Source organism: Sphingopyxis sp. NFH-91 (assembly GCF_021401285.1).
GTDB lineage: Bacteria > Pseudomonadota > Alphaproteobacteria > Sphingomonadales > Sphingomonadaceae > Sphingopyxis > Sphingopyxis terrae_A.
Genome location: NZ_JACBGA010000005.1, coordinates 155,872 through 174,398 on the forward strand (window position 1 = coordinate 155,872; position 18,527 = coordinate 174,398).

At 64.7% G+C, this 18,527-nt stretch carries 19 protein-coding genes and 1 other RNA gene; 17 read left to right on the forward strand and 3 right to left on the reverse strand.

The window, feature by feature from the left end:
• Positions 1–23 precede the first annotated feature (23 nt).
• The 6 genes from L0963_RS12540 to L0963_RS12565 all read left to right on the forward strand — a co-directional run bounded on the left by L0963_RS12540 (position 24) and on the right by L0963_RS12565 (position 3,916).
• Entirely contained in the window at positions 24–398 is a 375-nt protein-coding gene (locus L0963_RS12540; protein WP_003050271.1) for a response regulator, read from the forward strand.
• Between the two features lie 8 nt (positions 399–406).
• Positions 407–1,522, forward strand: a complete 1,116-nt coding sequence (cheB, locus tag L0963_RS12545) for a chemotaxis-specific protein-glutamate methyltransferase CheB (protein ID WP_234179856.1) — start codon at positions 407–409, stop codon at positions 1,520–1,522.
• Positions 1,519–2,376 carry a CheR family methyltransferase gene (locus L0963_RS12550; RefSeq protein WP_120649319.1) on the forward strand — a complete coding sequence of 286 codons (858 nt, stop codon included), beginning with the start codon at positions 1,519–1,521 and terminating at the stop codon, positions 2,374–2,376. The genes cheB and L0963_RS12550 overlap by 4 nt, the downstream gene beginning before the upstream one ends.
• 66 nt (positions 2,377–2,442) lie before the next feature.
• On the forward strand, positions 2,443–3,132 hold the full coding sequence (locus tag L0963_RS12555; RefSeq protein WP_062768003.1) for an N-acetylmuramoyl-L-alanine amidase: 690 nt from the start codon (positions 2,443–2,445) through the stop codon (positions 3,130–3,132).
• Between the two features lie 151 nt (positions 3,133–3,283).
• An RNA gene (gene rnpB / locus L0963_RS12560) (RNase P RNA component class A) lies at positions 3,284–3,668 on the forward strand.
• An 86-nt stretch (positions 3,669–3,754) separates the two neighbouring features.
• Entirely contained in the window at positions 3,755–3,916 is a 162-nt protein-coding gene (locus tag L0963_RS12565; RefSeq protein ID WP_186402361.1) for a hypothetical protein, read from the forward strand.
• On the opposite strand, the gene L0963_RS12570 is transcribed toward L0963_RS12565, so the two are convergent.
• The 3 genes from L0963_RS12570 to L0963_RS12580 form a co-directional block, all read right to left on the reverse strand.
• Positions 3,917–4,543 carry a hypothetical protein gene (locus L0963_RS12570; RefSeq protein WP_186402360.1) on the reverse strand — a complete coding sequence of 209 codons (627 nt, stop codon included), beginning with the start codon at positions 4,541–4,543 and terminating at the stop codon, positions 3,917–3,919.
• A gap of 88 nt (positions 4,544–4,631) precedes the next feature.
• Entirely contained in the window at positions 4,632–5,114 is a 483-nt protein-coding gene (greB, locus tag L0963_RS12575; RefSeq protein WP_186402359.1) for a transcription elongation factor GreB, read from the reverse strand.
• A gap of 7 nt (positions 5,115–5,121) precedes the next feature.
• Positions 5,122–7,155 (reverse strand): lytic transglycosylase domain-containing protein, encoded by a 2,034-nt coding sequence (locus L0963_RS12580; RefSeq protein WP_234179858.1) that lies wholly within the window; start codon positions 7,153–7,155, stop codon positions 5,122–5,124.
• A gap of 101 nt (positions 7,156–7,256) precedes the next feature.
• On the opposite strand from L0963_RS12580, the gene dapA reads away from it, so the two are divergent.
• The 11 genes from dapA to L0963_RS12635 all read left to right on the forward strand — a co-directional run bounded on the left by dapA (position 7,257) and on the right by L0963_RS12635 (position 18,510).
• Positions 7,257–8,132, forward strand: a complete 876-nt coding sequence (gene dapA / locus L0963_RS12585) for a 4-hydroxy-tetrahydrodipicolinate synthase (RefSeq protein ID WP_186402357.1) — start codon at positions 7,257–7,259, stop codon at positions 8,130–8,132.
• Between the two features lie 28 nt (positions 8,133–8,160).
• The gene (gene smpB, locus L0963_RS12590) at positions 8,161–8,646 is read left to right on the forward strand and encodes an SsrA-binding protein SmpB (RefSeq protein ID WP_062902814.1); all 486 of its coding nucleotides are present in this window, start codon (positions 8,161–8,163) and stop codon (positions 8,644–8,646) included.
• Positions 8,643–9,257, forward strand: a complete 615-nt coding sequence (locus tag L0963_RS12595) for a DUF2062 domain-containing protein (RefSeq protein WP_186402356.1) — start codon at positions 8,643–8,645, stop codon at positions 9,255–9,257. The genes smpB and L0963_RS12595 overlap by 4 nt, the downstream gene beginning before the upstream one ends.
• A gap of 96 nt (positions 9,258–9,353) precedes the next feature.
• On the forward strand, positions 9,354–11,414 hold the full coding sequence (locus L0963_RS12600; protein WP_234179860.1) for a M13 family metallopeptidase: 2,061 nt from the start codon (positions 9,354–9,356) through the stop codon (positions 11,412–11,414).
• A gap of 71 nt (positions 11,415–11,485) precedes the next feature.
• Complete coding sequence (locus tag L0963_RS12605) at positions 11,486–13,885, forward strand: hybrid sensor histidine kinase/response regulator (protein ID WP_186402543.1); 2,400 nt, start codon at positions 11,486–11,488, stop codon at positions 13,883–13,885.
• Positions 13,878–14,231, forward strand: coding sequence for a response regulator (locus tag L0963_RS12610; RefSeq protein WP_186402355.1), 354 nt, complete (start codon positions 13,878–13,880; stop codon positions 14,229–14,231). Before L0963_RS12605 ends, L0963_RS12610 begins: the two co-directional genes overlap by 8 nt.
• A gap of 122 nt (positions 14,232–14,353) precedes the next feature.
• The gene (gene recA / locus L0963_RS12615) at positions 14,354–15,430 is read left to right on the forward strand and encodes a recombinase RecA (protein ID WP_003050311.1); all 1,077 of its coding nucleotides are present in this window, start codon (positions 14,354–14,356) and stop codon (positions 15,428–15,430) included.
• 205 nt (positions 15,431–15,635) lie between these two features.
• On the forward strand, positions 15,636–16,451 hold the full coding sequence (locus tag L0963_RS12620) for an agmatinase family protein (protein ID WP_186402354.1): 816 nt from the start codon (positions 15,636–15,638) through the stop codon (positions 16,449–16,451).
• Between the two features lie 12 nt (positions 16,452–16,463).
• A complete protein-coding gene (locus L0963_RS12625; protein ID WP_186402353.1) occupies positions 16,464–17,087 on the forward strand; it encodes a glutathione S-transferase family protein in 624 nt (207 codons plus the stop codon).
• A 13-nt stretch (positions 17,088–17,100) separates the two neighbouring features.
• Positions 17,101–17,667, forward strand: a complete 567-nt coding sequence (locus L0963_RS12630) for a hypothetical protein (RefSeq protein WP_234179862.1) — start codon at positions 17,101–17,103, stop codon at positions 17,665–17,667.
• A 108-nt stretch (positions 17,668–17,775) separates the two neighbouring features.
• Positions 17,776–18,510, forward strand: coding sequence for a hypothetical protein (locus L0963_RS12635; protein ID WP_217372433.1), 735 nt, complete (start codon positions 17,776–17,778; stop codon positions 18,508–18,510).
• The last annotated feature ends 17 nt before the right edge of the window (positions 18,511–18,527 follow it).

An 18,527-nucleotide genomic window follows, 5' to 3' on the forward strand; every position in this document is an offset into this window, starting at 1 on the left:
AATTCCGGGGGTCGGAGGAATAAATGTCGAAATCCTGTCTGGTCGTCGATGACAGCAAAGTCATTCGCAAGGTCGCGCGACATATTCTTGAAAGCATGTCCTTTTCGGTCGACGAAGCGGCCGACGGGCAGGAGGCGCTGACCTTCTGCCGCGCCAATCGGCCCGACGTGATCCTGCTCGACTGGAATATGCCGGTGATGAGCGGGATGGAATTTCTCGGCGCCTTCAACGATCTCGATTTCGGGATCGAGGAGCGCCCGCGCGTCGTCTTTTGTACGACCGAAAACAGCATCGACCATATCCGCGCCGCGATCGAGGCCGGAGCCGACGAATATGTCATGAAGCCGTTCGATCGCGAGACGCTGGAAGGGAAATTGCAACTCGTCGGCGTTGCCTGAGCCCGGACGTGTCGCTGCCCCTATCTTCGCTGACCGACCCCAGGGTCGAAACCGACATACCGGCGGCGCGCACGGTTCGCGTGATGCTGGTCGACGACAGCCTGGTTGTCCGCAGCATCCTTGAACGTATTGTCGACGGGACACCGGGGCTGACGGTGTGTGCGTCGGTTGCATCGGCGCATGATGCGCTTGCCTTTCTCGCGAGCGAACCTGTCGATGTCGTGGTGCTCGATATTGAAATGCCGGGGATGAGCGGGATCGACGCGCTGCCGCATATCCTGCGCAGCGCCGTGAACGCCCGTGTCCTGATCCTCTCGTCGAACTGTGTCGAAGGCGGCCCGGCCGCGATCGACGCCCTCTCGCTCGGCGCGAGCGATACGCTGGCGAAGCCGGGGCGGGGCAGCTTTTCGGGTCGCTTCGCCGAGATTCTGACCGACCGCATCCTGTCGCTTGGCCAGCGGCAGCCGAACCCGCCCGAGGCGCGGCTCGCCCGCCGCGAAATTCCGCCCCCGGTCCCGGTGGCATTCGATACGGCGGCGCCGCTGGCCTGCATCGCGGTCGCGGCGTCGACCGGCGGCATTCCGGCCTTCACCAACTTCCTCGTCAATCTCGACCCGCGAATTTCGGCGCCGATCCTGCTGACCCAGCATCTGCCTGATGCCTTCATGGAATTTTACGCGCGCCAGATTGCGACGATGACGGTGCGCACCGTCCGCGTCGCGGCGGCGGGCATGCCGGTGTTGCCGAACCATATCTATCTCGCCCCCGGCGACGCCCATCTGATGGTCGTCAACGCAGGGCGGCGGCAGGAGATCGCGCTCGATCGCCGTCCGGTCGACAATGGTTGTTGCCCCTCCGCCGACCCGATGCTGGCTTCGGTCGCCGATGTCTACGGCGCCGGGGGCGTGGCCGTCGTGCTGAGCGGCATGGGCCGTGACGGGGCGACCGGCGCGGCGCGGCTGAAGGATGCAGGCGGGACCGTCCTCGCGCAGGCGCCCGAAAGCTGCGTTATCTGGGGGATGCCCGGTGCCGTTGCCAAGGCGGGCATTGCCGCGGCGACGCTCAACCCCGATGCGATCGCGCTGATGCTCGGCTCCTATCTTGGCGGCAGCAAAAAGTCATGATGGGCGGCGGTGCCAGCGAGTCCGCCTATCGCGTGCTGATGGGCGTGCTCGAATCGCGCACCGGCCAGACGCTGTCGCCGAACCGGATATGGCGGATCGAAATGTCGCTGAAGCCGGTGATGCAGCGTCACGGTATCGCGGATCTCGACGCGCTCGTCGCTGCACTCGTCACCTCGACCAGCCGGCAGCTGCTTGACGACACGGTCGATGCGATGCTCAACAATGAAACTTATTTCTACCGCGAACACAGTGTGTTCGATGACATAGCGAAGACAGCGCTTGAGCATATTCGCGAAACCAATGCGGCCAAGCGGCGCGTGACCATCTGGCATTGCGGCGTGTCGACCGGCCAGGAAGCCTATTCGATGGCGATGCTGCTCGCCGAACAGGGCGAGCAATGGGCGGGGTGGCAGGTCGATGTCGTCGGCACCGACGTCAGCTATCATGCTATCAGCCGCGCGCGCGTCGGGCTGTACAGCCAGTTCGAGATTCAGCGCGGCCTGCCGGTGCAGCGCATGGTGCGATGGTTCGACCAGACCGAAGGCGGTTGGCTTGCCAAGGCCGACCTGAGGCGCCGGATCGACTTTTCCGTGCAGAATATGCTCGTCGACCGCCCGCCGCTTGCCAGCCCGGCCGATCTGATCTTCTGCCGCAACCTGTTGCTCTATTTCTCGCTGCCGATGCGCCAGAAGGCTTTCGCGCGGCTGCGTTCCGTGGCCGCGCCGCAAAGCTTTCTGGTCTTGGGAGCGGGCGAGACGGTGCTCGGCCAGACCGACCAGTTCGTGGCGAGCCGCCGTCTGCGCGGACTTTATGAGCCGGCCGATCAGCAGGTGCGCGCGCCGGTCGCGGCCTGACCTTGCATTTTGCGCTCGACTGGCGCAAGCGAACACAAGGCAGGGCAGGAACGGGCCGCGACACGCATGAGCGACTTTATCGAACGCTGGTCACCCAATTTCGACGAGCGCGCGCTGCCCATCTCGATGATCGTGCTGCATTATACCGGCATGAAGACCGGCGCCGAAGCCCTTGATCGGCTTGCTGATCCCGAGGCGAAGGTGTCGGCGCATTATGTCGTCAGCGAAGACGGCCAGATCACCCATATGGTCCCCGAGGACAAGCGCGCGTGGCACGCGGGCAAGTCGCACTGGCGCGGCATCAGTGACATCAATTCGGCGAGCGTCGGTATCGAAATCGTCAATCCCGGCCATGAATTCGGCTATGTCCCCTTTCCCGACCCGCAAGTCGCCTCGGTCGTGCGGCTCGTGCACCAGATCAAGGACCGCCACGCGATCACGCGCGGCAATGTCGTCGGTCATTCGGACATCGCGCCGACGCGCAAGCAGGATCCGGGCGAGCTTTTTCCGTGGGGTGAGCTGGCGCGCCGGCGCCTGGCGCTGCCGCGGCCGACCAAGAAACTGACCGATCCGCTATGGACCGACGCCGGCTTCCTGCTCGCGCTCGAACGTTTCGGCTATGATGTCACCGACGGCTTTGCCGCGACCGTCGCCTTTCAGCGCCGCTTCCGCCCCGAACTGATCGACGGAACGATCGACGGCGAATGCCGCGCGATCCTGCTCGCACTGCTGCTGCCGCAGCCCGAGGGTGATTGATCGAGCGGGAGTGACCGAAGCGAGACATCGCAGCATCGTCATCCTGAACTTGATTCAGCAGGACGAGCGTTAAAAGGCTGGGATCCACCCATGTCAGTCGTTCGCGCAATCGCTCGCAATCGGCGTTCGTTCGCGTTATAACCGCATGAGGCCAGAGGGTCGGGCGATCGCCGCCGCGCAAGCGGGGGAGGAAAGTCCGGGCTCCACGGAAACCACGGTGCCGGATAACGTCCGGCGGCTTCGGGCAACCGGAGCAAGGGAAAGTGCCACAGAGAGCAGACCGCCAACGGCTTCGGCCCGGCGAAAGGTGAAAGGGTGCGGTAAGAGCGCACCGCGCGGACGGCAACGGACGCGGCACGGCAAACCCCACCGGGAGCAAGGTCGAATAGGGATGGCACGAGGTGACTCAGGGCTGGTTCCGGCCCCGCCGTCCGGGTTGACTGCTTGAGCGTCCGGGCAACCGGCCGCCTAGAGGAATGATCGCCCATCCCCGGCAACGGGGTGGACAGAACCCGGCTTACAGACCCTCTGGCTTCACTCTCCCATCCCCGCGCGCCCCGCGCGCGGGAACCGCGCTGTCCAGCCCCGCGTTGGATGCAGACAGTCTGAAGGGAGACGAACCATGAAAGTCGTCGACGACCATGTCGAAGTGACCGACGAAGAAGCCAGCAGCGGCGTCAAAGGCAACGGCGTGCGCTATGTCCTTGCGATTTCGCTGTTTCTGGCGGTCATCGTGCTGTCGGTGGTCTGGATCATCCCGGCGCTGATGGGGCAGGGGCAATAATTATCTGGCGGCAGCGCCGAACGCATCCTCGCCGCTGGGGGCGTCTTCCATCCAATAGACGCGGATCGGGCGGCGGAAGCGCTTGAGTCCCGTCTTTTGATAGGATGCATTTTCGCGCGACCCGCTTAGCTTGAGCGTCGAGGTGATGACGTCGCCGGTCAGCAGGTTCCAGCTCAGTTCGCTGCCGTCGTGCGCGAAGGTGCGGCTATACATCGTTGCATCAAGGCCGATGAGCTTCATGCGCCCAGTCTCCGGGTCTAGCCGAAAGCGATAGGTTGCCGCCGTCGCGGTCGTTCCCCCGGTCAGATCCTTGACGACCAATACGCCTTTCGCGACGGACATCTCGGCTGCGCCGAGCGGGTAGGCGTCGAGGTCGAGCATGCCCTGCGGCGCGCGGCTGAAACCCTTGCCCTTGTCGGCCAGGCGGACGCGCAATATCCTCTTGACGTCGCCGCGCACGATATAGGCGATGTCATCGACGCCGTCGCCATTCAGGTCGCCCGCGATGCGTGCTTCAATCTCTTCGCCGCGGCCCAGTTCGGCCTTGATCTGCGCGTCGCCCGGCGGCTGCATCGCCTGGCTATCGGTTGCCGCCAGCGACAATGCAACGATGATGATTCCCCGCATCGACCCTCTCCTTGCGTGACGATCGGATGGCTTCGCACGATCTTTCGCGCGTCGCTGTGATCGCGCGCACAGGCGGCACGTGCCGCGATCACGGATAGGCGATGGCGACGATTTCCCATTCCTTGGGCCCCGCGGGCAGTTGGACCGTGCGCAAATCGCCGGTCGCCGCGCCGCGCAGCGCCCGGGCCAGCGGACTGTTCCAGCCGATCCGGCCGGCGCCCGCATCCGCCTCATCGTCGCCGACCAGCGTGACGGTGCGGCGCGCGTCCTCCTCGTCGGCGAGTTCGACCGTGGCGCCGAACCAGATACGGTGCTTGTCGGGCTGTTCCGCGGGATCGACGACCCGCGCGGCCTTCATCCGGCGCGCGAGGAAGGACAGCCGCCGGTCGATCTCGCGCAGCCGTTTGCGGCCGTAGATATAGTCGCCATTCTCGCTGCGGTCGCCATTGCCGGCCGCCCAGCTGATCGTCTCGACGAGCTTGGGGCGTTCGGTTACGAACAGCAGATCATATTCGGCGCGCAGCGCGGCGAAGCCCGACGGGCTGATGATATTGGTCTTGTCCCCCGCCATCGACCGGTCAGCCGGGTGTGCGCTTGCCGAGATAGAAGCTCAGCGGTGCATTGGGCAGCGACCGGTCGCCGTCGCGCAGCGTGTCGTAGACGACCGCATTTTCGAGCACGCGCTGGACATAGTTGCGCGTTTCGAAAATCGGAATCGCCTCGATCCAGTCGATCATGTCAACCGTGCCCGATCGCGGATCGCCATTGGCGCGCAGCCATTTGTTCACATTGCCCGGCCCGGCATTGTAGGCCGCGACCGCGAGCGGATAGCTGCCGCCGAAATAGCTGAGCATCTGCTGAAAATAGGTCGACCCCAATGTCATATTATAATTGGTGTCGCTGGTCAGCGAGCTCGCGTCATAGCCGAGGCCGAGCTTGCTTGCGACTTCGCGCGCGGTTCCCGGCATCAACTGCATCATCCCGCGCGCGCCGGCGTGACTGATCGCCTGGCGGTCGAACTGGCTTTCCTGACGGGTGATCGCGTGGATGAAGGTCCAGTTGTTTTCCTGCCCCGCCGGGACACGCACCGTGGGGAAGCCCGAAACCTCGACCGCGTCGAGGCTGTTCGCCTGTGCGCTGCGGCCGATCATGACGCCGAGGTCGGGACGGCCGATCGACGCGGCGAGCTGGCCCGCCAGAACATGATCGGTCGGCGTCGTCGCGCGCTGCGCCAGCGAACGGAGGAACAGCGACTGTTCACGCCACGCGCCAATCTCGCCCAGCGCGCGCGCGGCGCGCACCAGCCGGTCGTCATCGAATGCCTCGCGCTCCGATGCGCTGACCCGGATCGTCGGGACGGGCACGGGCTTGGGCTGGCGGCGGCCAAGCCGTTCGAGCGAGAGCTGGCCGTAAAACTGGTCATAATGCTCGGCCGCGTCGGCGAAATGCGCATTGGCCGCAGCCGTGTCGCCCGCTGCGAGCGCGGCGCGGGCCGCCCAGTAAAAGCCCTTGGTGCGCGTCTGCGCCGAACGCGCGGCTTCGCCATAAGCGCGGAACAGCCGTACCGCTTCGCCTGGCCGGCCGAGGCTCTTGTAAGCGAGCTGGCCTGCGAGCCATGCCAGCGAGGTATAATCGTCGCGCACGCCGAGCGGCTGTTCCCGCACGACCGTCCCCGACGGCAGCGCGTCATCAAGCTGCCGCGCGATATTATAGGCAGTCACCTTGTCGCCCGCGGCATCGGCCTGGCGCGCGTTGGTGAGCAGGGTTTCGAGCCATTCCTCGGCATCAGTGGGTGCCGAGGCCAGATTGCGCGGCCCAGCGAGCAGCGCGCGCGCTTCGCCGACGCGGCCCGCCTTGCGCAGCCACGTTGCCTTGTCGGCGATATAGCCGGGGTCGGTGCGGGTCAGCGACGGATATTGCGCTTCGATCGCCGACGCCTGCATCGCGGCGTCGACCGTGCCGCTGCGCATTGCGAGCCGCACCGCGAAGATCGGCCGCCGGTCGGGCGAGGTGAAGGCGAGTTGGCGCGAGGCGGGGCCGGTCGCGCCCAGCCACAGCAGCTTGTCCATGCGTGCATCATGATCGGCGAGCGAGATCGCGCCGGGGAAGAGACTCAGCACCCGGCTGACCTCCGCTTCATCGAGCGTGCCGCCGGTCCAGGCCCGGCGCACCGCGGCATAGGCTTCGTCGCGGCGGCCCGACGCGTTAAGCGCTAGCGCCATACGCAGCTCGCCGCTCGCGGTGCGCGGCGGAAAGGCCTGGAAATAGGCGAGCGTGCGCGCGGGATCGAAACTGTCGATCGCGATCGCCTTTTCGGCGCGGACGCGCATCTTGTCGGCATCGGGCCAGTCGCGATTGGCCATCAGGAACCGCGAAAGCCGGTCGAACGACGCAGTCTGGTCCTGCGTCAGCCGCCGCCATTCGAGCACCGCGTCGCCGACGGTGTTGGTCGCGCTCGGCGGCGAGGTCGAGACCGACGCGAGCCCCATCTGAGCGCGATACCACGCCATCTGATCGGGCGTCAGTTCGCTCGCGGTGGCGACCGATGGGACAAGCAGCGCTGCAGCGAGCGCGAGGCGGGAAATTGGGGGCAGCGAAAACATGCCGGCCATGTTAGTGGCAAACTCCTTGCAGGGCGCTGAATAGGCGTTCATGACGCGGCGCGCTGACCGGATTCTATCGGTGAAAGCGGCTTTTTGTAAAGGAGCGGAGCATGTTCTCGGGGTCGATTCCCGCTTTGGTGACGCCATTTCGCGACGGTGCGTTGGATATGCAGGCCTTTGCCCGCCTCGTCGACTGGCAGATCAAAGAGGGGACGAGCGCGCTCGTGCCGTGCGGTACGACCGGCGAGAGCCCGACGCTGAGCTTCGACGAACATTATCGCATCATCGACGCGTGCATCGAGGCGGCGGCAGGACGGGTGCCGGTGATCGCCGGCTGCGGGTCGAACGACACCGCCACCGCGATCCGCCACATGCGGCATGCGCAGGCCGCAGGGGCGAGCGCCGCGCTGATCGTCGCGCCCTATTACAACCGCCCGAGCCAGGAAGGCATGCTCGCCCATTTCAGGGCGCTCGCCGACGCGAGCGATCTGCCGATCGTCGTCTACAACGTCCCCGGCCGTACCGTCGCCGACATCAGCGCCGAAACCATGTGCAAACTCGCCGAAATTCCGACGGTCGTCGCGACCAAGGATGCGAGCGGCGACCTTGCGCGCGTGACGATGCACCGGGCCGGGGCGGGCGCCGATTTCTGCCAGCTCAGCGGCAACGACGACCTGTGGTTGCCGCACGCCGTTCTGGGCGGGGTGGGCTGCATTTCGGTCACCGCCAATGTCGCGCCGCGCCTGTGCGCCGATTTCGCCGCCGCTTGCGCCGCGGGCGACTGGGCGCGCGCGCTGGTCCTGCACGACCGGCTGTTTCCGCTGCACAAGGCGATGTTCACCGACGCGTCACCGGCGCCGGTCAAATATGCGCTGGCGCGGGTGCACGACTGGTTTTCGGCCGATCTGCGCCTACCTATCATTCCGGCGTCCGCTGCATCGCGCGCCGCCGTCGATGCCGCACTGGTTTCGGCGGGCGTTCTCTAGGTTTTCTTCCTCGAGGTTTTCTTCATTCATGGCCCGTCCGCAATCCGCCCCCGAATTCGACAAGAAGAAGGTCGTCGCCGAAAATCGGCGGGCGCGCTTCGACTATGCCATCGACGAGGTTTTCGAGGCGGGGATCGCGCTGCAGGGCACCGAGGTGAAATCGTTGCGCTTCGGCGAGGGGACGATCGCCGAAAGCTATGCCGAAGTCGCCGGCGGCGAGGTGTGGCTGATCAACGCCAACATCCCCGAATTCAGCCATGGCAACCGTTTCAATCATGAACCGCGCCGACCCCGCAAGCTGCTGCTCAACACGCGCGAGATCAATAAATTGCACGCGGCGGTGGCCCGGCAAGGGATGACGCTGGTGCCCTTGAGCGTATATTTCAACGGACGCGGGCGCGCGAAGGTCGAACTCGCGCTCGCCAAGGGCAAGAAGGCGCACGACAAACGCGAGTCGATCAAGGAACGCGACTGGAAGCGCGACAAGCAGCGATTGATGAAGGAACGGGGATGAGCGGGGGGAAGCCGCGCGACAAGGCGGCGGTGATGAACTGGATCAAGCGCCACTCGCCGTCGCGTGAGGAGCTGCTCGAAAGCCGGTTCGTCAAGCCCTTTGCCCATCGCGTCGCGCATAGCCATTTGTGGCGCTTCACCCGCACCTCGGTGCGCCGTGGCACCGCGCTCGGCCTGTTCGTCGGCATCTTTTTCCTGATCCCTGGCGCGCAGATACTGGGCGTGGCAATGCTCGCGCTGCCTTTCCGTGCCAATATTCCGATCGGCGTCGCGATGACTTTCCTGTCCAACCCCGCGACGACGCCGCTGCTGATCGCCGCGGCGGTTTGGCTCGGCAATGATCTGTTCGGGCTGCATGCGAATGTCGCGACCTTCTCGATCATGATCGACAAGGGCGCATCGGTCGGCGAATGGGCGCGGTGGCTGTTGTCCGACGCTGCGCCGGCTCTGATCGCGGGCCTGTTCGTAATCTCGGTCGTCACCGCGGTGGTCGGCTTCCTGCTCGCGGCGGTAATCTGGGACAATTGGATCCGCCTGCGCTGGCGGCGCAAATTGCGCCGCGCGCGCGACCAACGACTTGAGTCATCGACGAGCGACACGGCGGCCGGTTGATCGCAGGCCGCCAGCTTTTATAGCTGTCTCCATCGCAGGATCCGCGCCATTCACGGTGCGGAGAATCATGTCCTGCCCGTCAACCTGGGGATAATCATGACACGTATGACGCATTCTTCGCGCCTGATGGCGACCGCCGCGCTGGGCGCGATGCTGTTCGGCATGGCGCCGGCGGTTTCGGTTTCGGCCAAGGAGCAGACCGCCGCCTCGGCCAAGGCCGACAAGCCCGAAATCGGCGATTTCGGCTTCGACACGACCGGCATGGACAAGAGCGTGCTGCCCGGCAACGACTTCTACGCCTATGCCAATGGCACCTGGGCCAAGAACACCGCGATCCCGGCGGACAAGTCCAACTATGGCATGTTCACCGCGCTTGCCGATCTGTCGCAAAAGCGCACGCAGGAGATTCTCGAAGCGGCGAAGGGCGATCCGGGCAGCATGATCGGACGCGCCTATGCCTCCTATCTCGATTCGGCGTCGGTCGAGGCGAAGGGGCTTGCCCCGATCCAGCCGTGGCTCGCGAAGATCCGCACCGTCGACAAACCGGGCCTTGCCGCGTTGCTCGCCGAAGCCGACCGCAACGGCGTATCGCACTTCTTCGGCGGTTATGTCGGGCAGGACGACAAGAATCCCGACGTCTACATCTACACGATGTTCCAGGGCGGCCTCGGCATGCCCGATCGCGACTTCTACCTGAAGGACAATGAGCGCAACGCCAAGCTGCAGGCGGCTTACCTCAAGCATCTGGAAAATGTCCTGACGCTGGCAGGCGAACAGGACGCCGCGGCGCGGGCGCAGGCAGTCTATGCCTTCGAAAAGCAGATCGCGACGGTCCATTGGGACAAGAATGACAGCAGCGACGCGACCAAGGTTTATAACAAGATGACGCTTGCCGAACTGGAAAAGGCGGCGCCGGGCTTCGACTGGACGACCTTTGTTCGCGGCATCGGCGTCAAGGAAGGCGCGCTGCTCGTGTCGCAGCCGAGCGCCTTCACCGGCGAGGCGAAGCTGATTGCCGACGCGCCGATCGGCGTGCTGCGCGACGCGCTGCTCGTCCGCAGCCTCGACGGCTTTTCGGACGTGCTGCCCGATGCGGTCGCGAAGGAAGCCTTCTCCTTCTATGGCACCGCGCTGTCGGGAACGCCGCAGATGCAGGAGCGCTGGAAGCGCGCGGTCGATTTCACGACCGGCAATCTGGGTGAAGCGGTCGGCAAGGATTATGTCGCGAAATATTTCCCGCCAGAAACCAAGGCGGAAATGGACAAGCTGGTCAAGAATGTCATCGCGGCGCTCGGCCACCGCATCGACAATCTTGCGTGGATGCAGCCCGAAACTAAGGTGAAGGCGAAGAAGAAGCTGGCCAATTTCACGACCAAGATCGGCTATCCCGATCGCTGGAAGGATTATGGATCGCTGGAGATCCGGGTCGACGACCTGTTTGGTAACGCGCTGCGCGCCAACCAGTGGCAGCATGACGACAATATCAGCCGTCTCGGCGGTCCGATCCGGCGCTGGGAATGGGGCATGACCCCGATGACGGTCAATGCCTACGCCAATTTCGGCATGAACGAGATCGTCTTCCCGGCCGCAATCCTGCAGCCGCCCTTCTTCGATCCGAAGGCCGACCCGGCAATCAACTATGGCGGCATCGGCGCGGTGATCGGCCATGAGATCAGCCACCATTTCGACGACCAGGGTTCGAAATATGACGAAACCGGCAAACTCGCCGACTGGTGGACGCCCGAGGATGTGAAGGCGTTCGAAGCGGCGAGCAAGGCGCTCGTCGCGCAATATGACGCCTATGAAGTGCTGCCGGGCGAGCATCTCGACGGCACCTTCACGCTGGGTGAGAATATCGGCGATCTCGCCGGCCTCAACATCGCCTATGACGCTTACAAGGCGTCGCTGGGCGGCAAGGAGGCGCCGGTGATCGACGGGCTGACCGGCGACCAGCGCTTTTTCCTCGGCTGGGCGCAGGTATGGCGGCGCAACTATCGCGAACAGAATCTGTCGCAGCGCATTTCGACCGATCCGCATTCGCCCTCGATCCAGCGGACTTGGGTCTCGCGCAATCTTGACCCTTGGTATAAGGCCTATCAGGTTAAGCCGGGCCAGACGCTCTATCTGGATCCGAAGGATCGTGTTCGCATCTGGTGATGCGCTGACTGGGAAAGTGTGAATTGACCGCGCAGAGCCTGCCTTCCGCTGATACCGATTTCAGCAGGGGGGTGGGCGCTGCCGGTCCGCTTTCCGCAATTCAAGGGCTTTCCCGGATCGACCTTGCGCTGCTCGGCGGCCTCGCGCTGGTGTCGGTCGGGCTGTTGTTCTGGGCCACCGGCGACGCGGTGCTTGCCGCCGGTTTCCTTGCCGGACTCGCGCTCGCGGCGGGCGGCATGATCCTCGCGCGGCGTCTGTTTCCGGCGGCCGCGGTGGGCGAGGCGGCGCCGACCGATTGGTCGATGCTGCGCGCCGCGGTCAATCATGACGATATTGCGATTGCGATCACCGACCGGGCCGGACGCCTCGTCTGTGCGAACGACCTGTTCGCGACATGGATGGGCGGCTTCGTCACGCCGCCGGGCCTGCCGCTCGAAGGGCGCGGCGCCGAGCTGCTCAAAAATGCGGGCCGGACCGCGTGGCGCGAAGGTGAGGGCGGGGTCGATGAAATCGCAGTCGGGCCCTTGCAACTTCGTGCACAAGTGCTGCGATCGGGGCAGGCCGAAGACTATCTCATCTGGCGCTTTTCGGCCCATGAACGGCTCGATCTGGCAGGAGAGATCGTCCGCCACCTCGACGGACCCGCAGGGCGCACGTTGGCTCAGGCGGGGGTGATGGCGGCGCTGGTCAGTGCCGAGGGCCGGTTGCGCGTTGCCAATCAGGCGTTTCTTTTGCGCGCGCTCGGCGAAGAGGATGCGCTGCATTATGCGGGGCGCGATGTCGCCGGTATGTTGCGGCTCGATGATGCCGGTGCGCTCTATTTTGCGCGTGAGGGCGATCGGGCAACGCCGGTGCGGATGCTGCAAATCCCGCTGACGCCGGCCGATACGCACGGGCCGATGCTGCTCGCCATGCTCGACGAGGAGATCGGACCCGCCGATCGCGGCACGGCGCAAAGCTATATCGAAACGCTGCTGTCACTGCTGCCCTTCGGGCTTGCGCTCGTCGATCGCGACGGGCGCTTTCTGTACATGAACCGCGCTTTCATGCGCGCCGCGGGCGTCGCCGATGGCAAGAGGCCGCGCTACCCCGGCGATCTTGTGGTCGGCGAGGACAAGGGACCACTCGCCGACATGATCCGCCGTCACAGCAGCGGGCAGCAGGTCGGCGGCGATCTGTCGATCCGGCTGGCCGGACAAGGCGACGAACCGGTGTCGATGCGCGTCGTCGGCGTGCGCGGGCTGGGCGAGGCGGCGGTTCTGCTTAGCCTCAAGGATTCGAGCGAAGAGTCGCGCCTCAAGCGGCAGGTGGCGCAGGCATCGAAGATGCAGGCGGTCGGCCAGCTTGCGGGCGGCGTCGCGCATGATTTCAACAATATCCTGACCGCGGTGCTCGGAAGCTGCGATCTGATGCTGATGCGGCACACGCCGGGCGACAGCGACTATGACGATATTCAGCAAATCCGCAGCAACGCCAACCGCGCGGCGAGCCTGACGCGGCAGTTGCTCGCCTTTTCGCGCCAGCAGACGTTGCGGCCGCAGATATTGCAGCTTCCCGACGTGATTTCGGAAGTGTCCCATCTGCTCAAGCGGCTGATCGGCGATACGGTGCAATTGTCGGTGCATCATGGCCGCGGGCTGGGTGCGGTGCGCGCCGACCCCGGGCAGCTAGAGCAGGTCATCATCAACCTTGCGGTCAATGCGCGCGACGCGATGTCCGGCGGCGGGACGTTGACGATCGAAACCTATCCCGTTTCCGCCGCTGAAGTGCGCCAGATGGGCAATGAATTCATGCCGCCCGCCGATTACAGCGCGCTGAAGGTCAGCGATACGGGGACCGGCATTCCGGCCGAAGTGCTGCCTAAAATTTTCGAACCCTTTTTCACGACCAAAGATGTCGGCAAGGGGACAGGACTGGGACTGTCGACGGTCTATGGCATCATCAAACAATCGGCGGGCTTTATCTTTGCCGACAGCAAACCGGGCGCGGGGACCAGCTTCACCATTTACCTGCCGGTCCACCGAGCCGAAAGCGGCGTGCCGGCAACGCCGCCGCCGGCTGCGAAGGCGAAGAAAAGCCAGTGGGGCACGGGTACCATCCTTCTCGTCGAGGACGAGGATATGGTGCGGGCCGTCGCCGAACGGGCGCTGACCCGCGCGGGTTATACGGTCGCTACCGCTTCGCAGGGCGAAGAGGGGCTTGAACGCTTCGCCGCGATGGACAAGATTGACCTGGTGATCAGCGACGTTGTGATGCCGACGATGGACGGGCCGACGATGATCCGCGCGATGCGCGCCAAGCGGGCGAACCTGCCGGTGCTGTTCATGTCGGGCTATGCCGAGGAGCAGTTGCGCCAGTCGATCAACATCGATGATGTCGCCTTCCTGCCCAAGCCCTTCTCGGTTGCGCAGCTTGCAGAAGCAGTATCGATGGCGCTCGACGATGCGGCGCATAGGGTGGGTCATGGCTGAAGACAGGTTGATCCTGCTTGTCGAAGACGATGTCCTGATCGGCATGATGCTCGTCGATATGTTCGACGCGCTCGGCTATCCCGAACCGGCGCAGGCGACGACCAACGAGGAAGCGCTCGCGGTAGTCGCGTCGCAGCCGGTGGCGGGCGCACTCGTCGATATCAACCTGGGCGACGAAAAGGGATGGCCTGTCGCCGATGCGCTGGCGGAGCGGGGGATTCCCTTTGCCTTCACGTCGGGCGGCGGCGACGTGATTCCCGCGCCGCATGCGAACCGCAAGCTGGTGACGAAGCCGTTCCGTATCGCCGAAATCGAGGCCGTTCTGAATGGTTTTTTCGGGAAATAGCGCGCGCCTCGCCGATAGCGCAAAAATATTTGTTCTCCACTTGTTCCTATAGAACAAATAGCGTACACAGCTCTGGCGTTGCGGTGGTTCTGCCTTCGCTCTAGAGCTGGAAAGGAACGGTCATGGCCGGACAATTATCACTCGTCGAATCGGGGAAATCAGTGAACAGCACAGACAGGCAGAAGGCGCTCGACGCCGCACTCGCGCAGATCGATCGCGCGTTCGGCAAGGGCTCGGTGATGAAGCTCGGATCGAAGGAAGCGATGCAGGTCGAGGCGGTCTCGACCGGATCGCTCGGGCTCGACATCGCGCTCGGCGTCGGCGGTCTGCCGCGTGGCCGCGTCATCGAAATCTACGGTCCCGAAAGCTCGGGCAAGACCACCCTCGCGCTGCATTGCATCGCCGAAGCGCAGAAGACCGGCGGAACCGCGGCTTTCGTCGATGCCGAACATGCGCTCGATCCCGTCTATGCGAAGAAGCTGGGCGTAAACATTGACGAGCTGATCGTGTCGCAGCCCGATACGGGCGAACAGGCGCTTGAAATTGTCGATACGCTGGTGCGCTCGAATGCGATCGACGTGCTCGTCGTCGACTCGGTCGCCGCACTCGTCCCGCGCGCCGAAATCGAAGGCGAGATGGGCGACAGCCATGTCGGCCTTCAGGCGCGCCTGATGTCGCAGAGCTTGCGCAAACTCACCGGCTCGATCAGCCGCTCGCGCTGCATGGTGATCTTCATCAACCAGCTGCGCATGAAGATCGGCGTGATGTACGGCAATCCCGAGACGACGACGGGCGGCAATGCGCTCAAATTCTACGCCTCGGTCCGCCTCGATATCCGCCGCACCGGCCAGATCAAGGACCGCGACGAAATCGTCGGCAACACCACGCGTGTCAAAGTCGTCAAGAACAAGGTCGCGCCCCCGTTCAAGCAGGTCGAATTCGACATCATGTACGGGCAGGGCATTTCGAAGATCGGCGAAATTCTCGACCTCGGGGTCAAAGCCGGTCTCGTCGAAAAATCGGGCGCCTGGTTCAGCTATGATTCGATCCGCATCGGTCAGGGCCGCGAAAATGCGAAGAATTTCCTGACCGAAAATCCCGAACTGATGGAACGGCTCGAAAAGGCGATCCGCAGCCGCACCGATGCGGTGGCCGAAGAGATGATGACCGGCCCCGACGCGGACGACGACGATATCTAATCCGGATCCGGCGAGCCGTCGCAATACGGCTCGCCGGCGAACGGCGGCGGGTCCGTGCCTCTCCGGCACGCCTCCTTGGATCTGCCCGACCCCTCTCTTGGCAGGTCGGCCCGGCCGCCGTTGACCATGCCGCCGCTGACCATGCTGGCGGGGCATGTACCGCATCCCGGCTTGCGTGTTCAGGGGCAAGGACTACACAGGCTCGATGCCCGCGATCCGCCTTTTCGGTTTGCCGACCGACGTCAACAGTAGTTTCGAACGCGGCGCGGCGGGCGGGTCTGCGGCGATCCGTGCGGCGCTGCGCAGCGATCGCGGCAATATGGCAAGCGAACTCGGTCCCGAAATCGGCACGGATATCGCCTTCACTGACGATGGCGACCTGCCGCTGACCGAGCATGTCGCACACGACGATGCCGCGATCCGGCGCCATGTCGCGATGCTGCACGAGGATGGCGAAATTCCGCTCGCGCTCGGCGGCGATCATGCGGTGACATTTCCGCTCGTCGAAGCCGCCGCCGCTTGTTTCGGTCCGCTCAACATCCTGCACATCGACGCGCATCCCGACTTGTACGACGACTTCGGCGGCAATCCGCGCAGCCATGCGTCGCCCTTTGCCCGGATATGCGAAGCGGGCCATGCCGCGCGGTTGGTCCAGGTCGGTATCCGCACGTTGAATCGCCATTGCGCCACGCAAGCCGATCGCTTCGGCGTCGAGATCGTCCCGATGGCGGGCTTGGTTCCCGAAGCGGTGCCGGTGCTGAGCGGCCCGCTCTATATCTCGATCGACCTCGACGGGCTCGATCCGTCGGCGGCGCCCGGCGTCGCGCATCCCGAGCCCGGCGGGCTGACAGTGCGCGAACTGCTCGCGGTGCTGCACCGGCAGTGCGCGCCGATCGTCGGCGCGGACATCGTCGAACATCATCCGGGCCGCGACATCGGCGGCGTGACCGCTATTGTCGGCGCCAAGCTGGTGCGCGAGCTGGCGGCGTTAATCGATCGCAACGGATATTGGCGAGGATAAGAGGAGAATGCGATGAGCCTGATCGTCCACCATCTGAACAACAGCCGGTCGCAGCGCATATTGTGGCTGCTCGAGGAAATCGGCGCTCCATACGAAATTCGCCACTATCAGCGCGACGCCGTTACCAACCTCGCGCCGCCCGAGCTGAAAGCCGTCCATCCGCTCGGCAAATCGCCGCTGCTCGAGGACGACGGGCGGGTGGTCCAGGAATCGGGCGCGATCGTCGAATATTTGTGCGAGCGCCATGGCGGTGACGCCCTGATCCCGCCGCGCGGCACCGACAATCATGTCCGGCACCTCGAGCTGCTGCACTTTGCCGAAGGTTCGGCCATGACTCCTATTCTCCTCAATCTCTATGTTGCCCGCCTCGGCGATACTGCGGCGCCGCTGCGACCGCGGATCGACGAACAGCTCGGCGCGCATTTCGCCTATCTCGAAAGCGAGATCGGCGACGCCGGGCATTTCATCGGCGGTCGCCTGTCGGCTGCCGACATCATGCTGAGCTTCCCGGCCGAGGTTGCGGCGATGAACGGTGCCGATCGCTATCCGCGCCTCGCCGCCTTCGTCGCGGCGTGCCACGCGCGCCCCGCCTGGCAGCGCGCGCGCGAACGCGGGGGCGATTATTTTGTCTTTTGATCGCCGGTTTGGCGTGCTGCTCCTGACCGCACTATTCACAGCGGCGACCCCGCTGGCGGCCGCGCCGCCCGTTCTGGGGCCCGAGGTCGAGCGCGACGTCGTGGTACCCGCGGGCAAGAGCTTCGAGCCCGCCCCAGCCGACGAGGAGGGCGCGATCGACCGCTTCACCGGGTTCACGATGGCGTTGGCGAAGCGCGACTATGAGGCGGCCTATGCGATGCTGCGCCTGTCGTTTCAGGCGTCGAACCCGCGGCTGGAATGGGAGATGAACCTGCGCAAGCGGGCCGCGCTGTGGGCCGATGGCACGCTGCGCATCCTGCGCCTGACCTGGTATGCCGACCCGGCGGGACAGCCGCCCGGCCTTTATGCCGCGTTCGATTTTCGCGGCGATCGCAAGGATGGCACGATGGATTGCGGCTATGTCGTCGTCCATCGCAGCGCGCCCGGTGCCGCCTTCACCGTCGTGCGCGTCGATACGTCGGAAGTGCCGCCTGACCTGCTCGAGGACGGGGTACCCAAGGCCGACGTGCTGCATCAGCTTCCCTGCTATCTGGGCAAGGGCATCGCGACCGCCTTTTGAGCGCAGTGGCGCTGAGCCAGCCCACATCGGACTTGCGGCGCGCGCCCGTTGTCCGCAATATCGGCCCGCGGTCATCCGATCGACGGAAGGCGGGGGGAGTTCGGGGTTATGGCAGGTCTGCTATTGGCGCTGTTGCTTGCGGCGGCGGGCGAGCCCGCAATTCGCGTCGAGAAGCTTGCCGCGGGTGGTTTCAGCGCCGATGTCGCCGATATCGAGGCGGCGCGGCTGACGACGACGATGGAAGAGGTCCAGCGGATTGCGGCGCAGCGCTGCGGCAAGATGAAGGTGCGTTTCGGCCGGTATAATTTCGACAGCCGCGTCGATACGACCCGCAATGTCATGATGATCGAAAACCTGCGGCAGAAATTCTTCTGCTACGATCCCGCGACCGATCCCTACAAGCCCGTTCCGCCGGACTGGAAGGCGAGCGACGCCGATACGGCGGCGGCGACCAGCTTTGTGACGCGCTTCCTCGACCGGCTCGATCGCGGCGATCAGGCCGGGATCGCGATGATGGACCCACTGGCGGAAATCACGCCGAAGGACTGGGCAAACCTGCATGCCGGCGCCACGCAGTTCCAGACCGGCGACGGATCGATGACGCCGCAATTCGTCGCGTGGAGCAACAATCCGGATGGCGCCGCATATCCCGGCGCCTATGTCCTGTTTTCGGTGCTCGACGATCATCCGGGGATTGCCGGAACGTGCGGCGGGATATTGGTGCAGCGCGTTCGCGAAGGCGAATATCGCATCGCCCAATATGATGTGCAGTTCATCTCGCAGGCGCTGGTGAACCAGCAGGGGTTGACCGGGCAGCAGCTCGACCGGCTCTGCCAGCGCTGATGCTGCGCGTCTGTGCT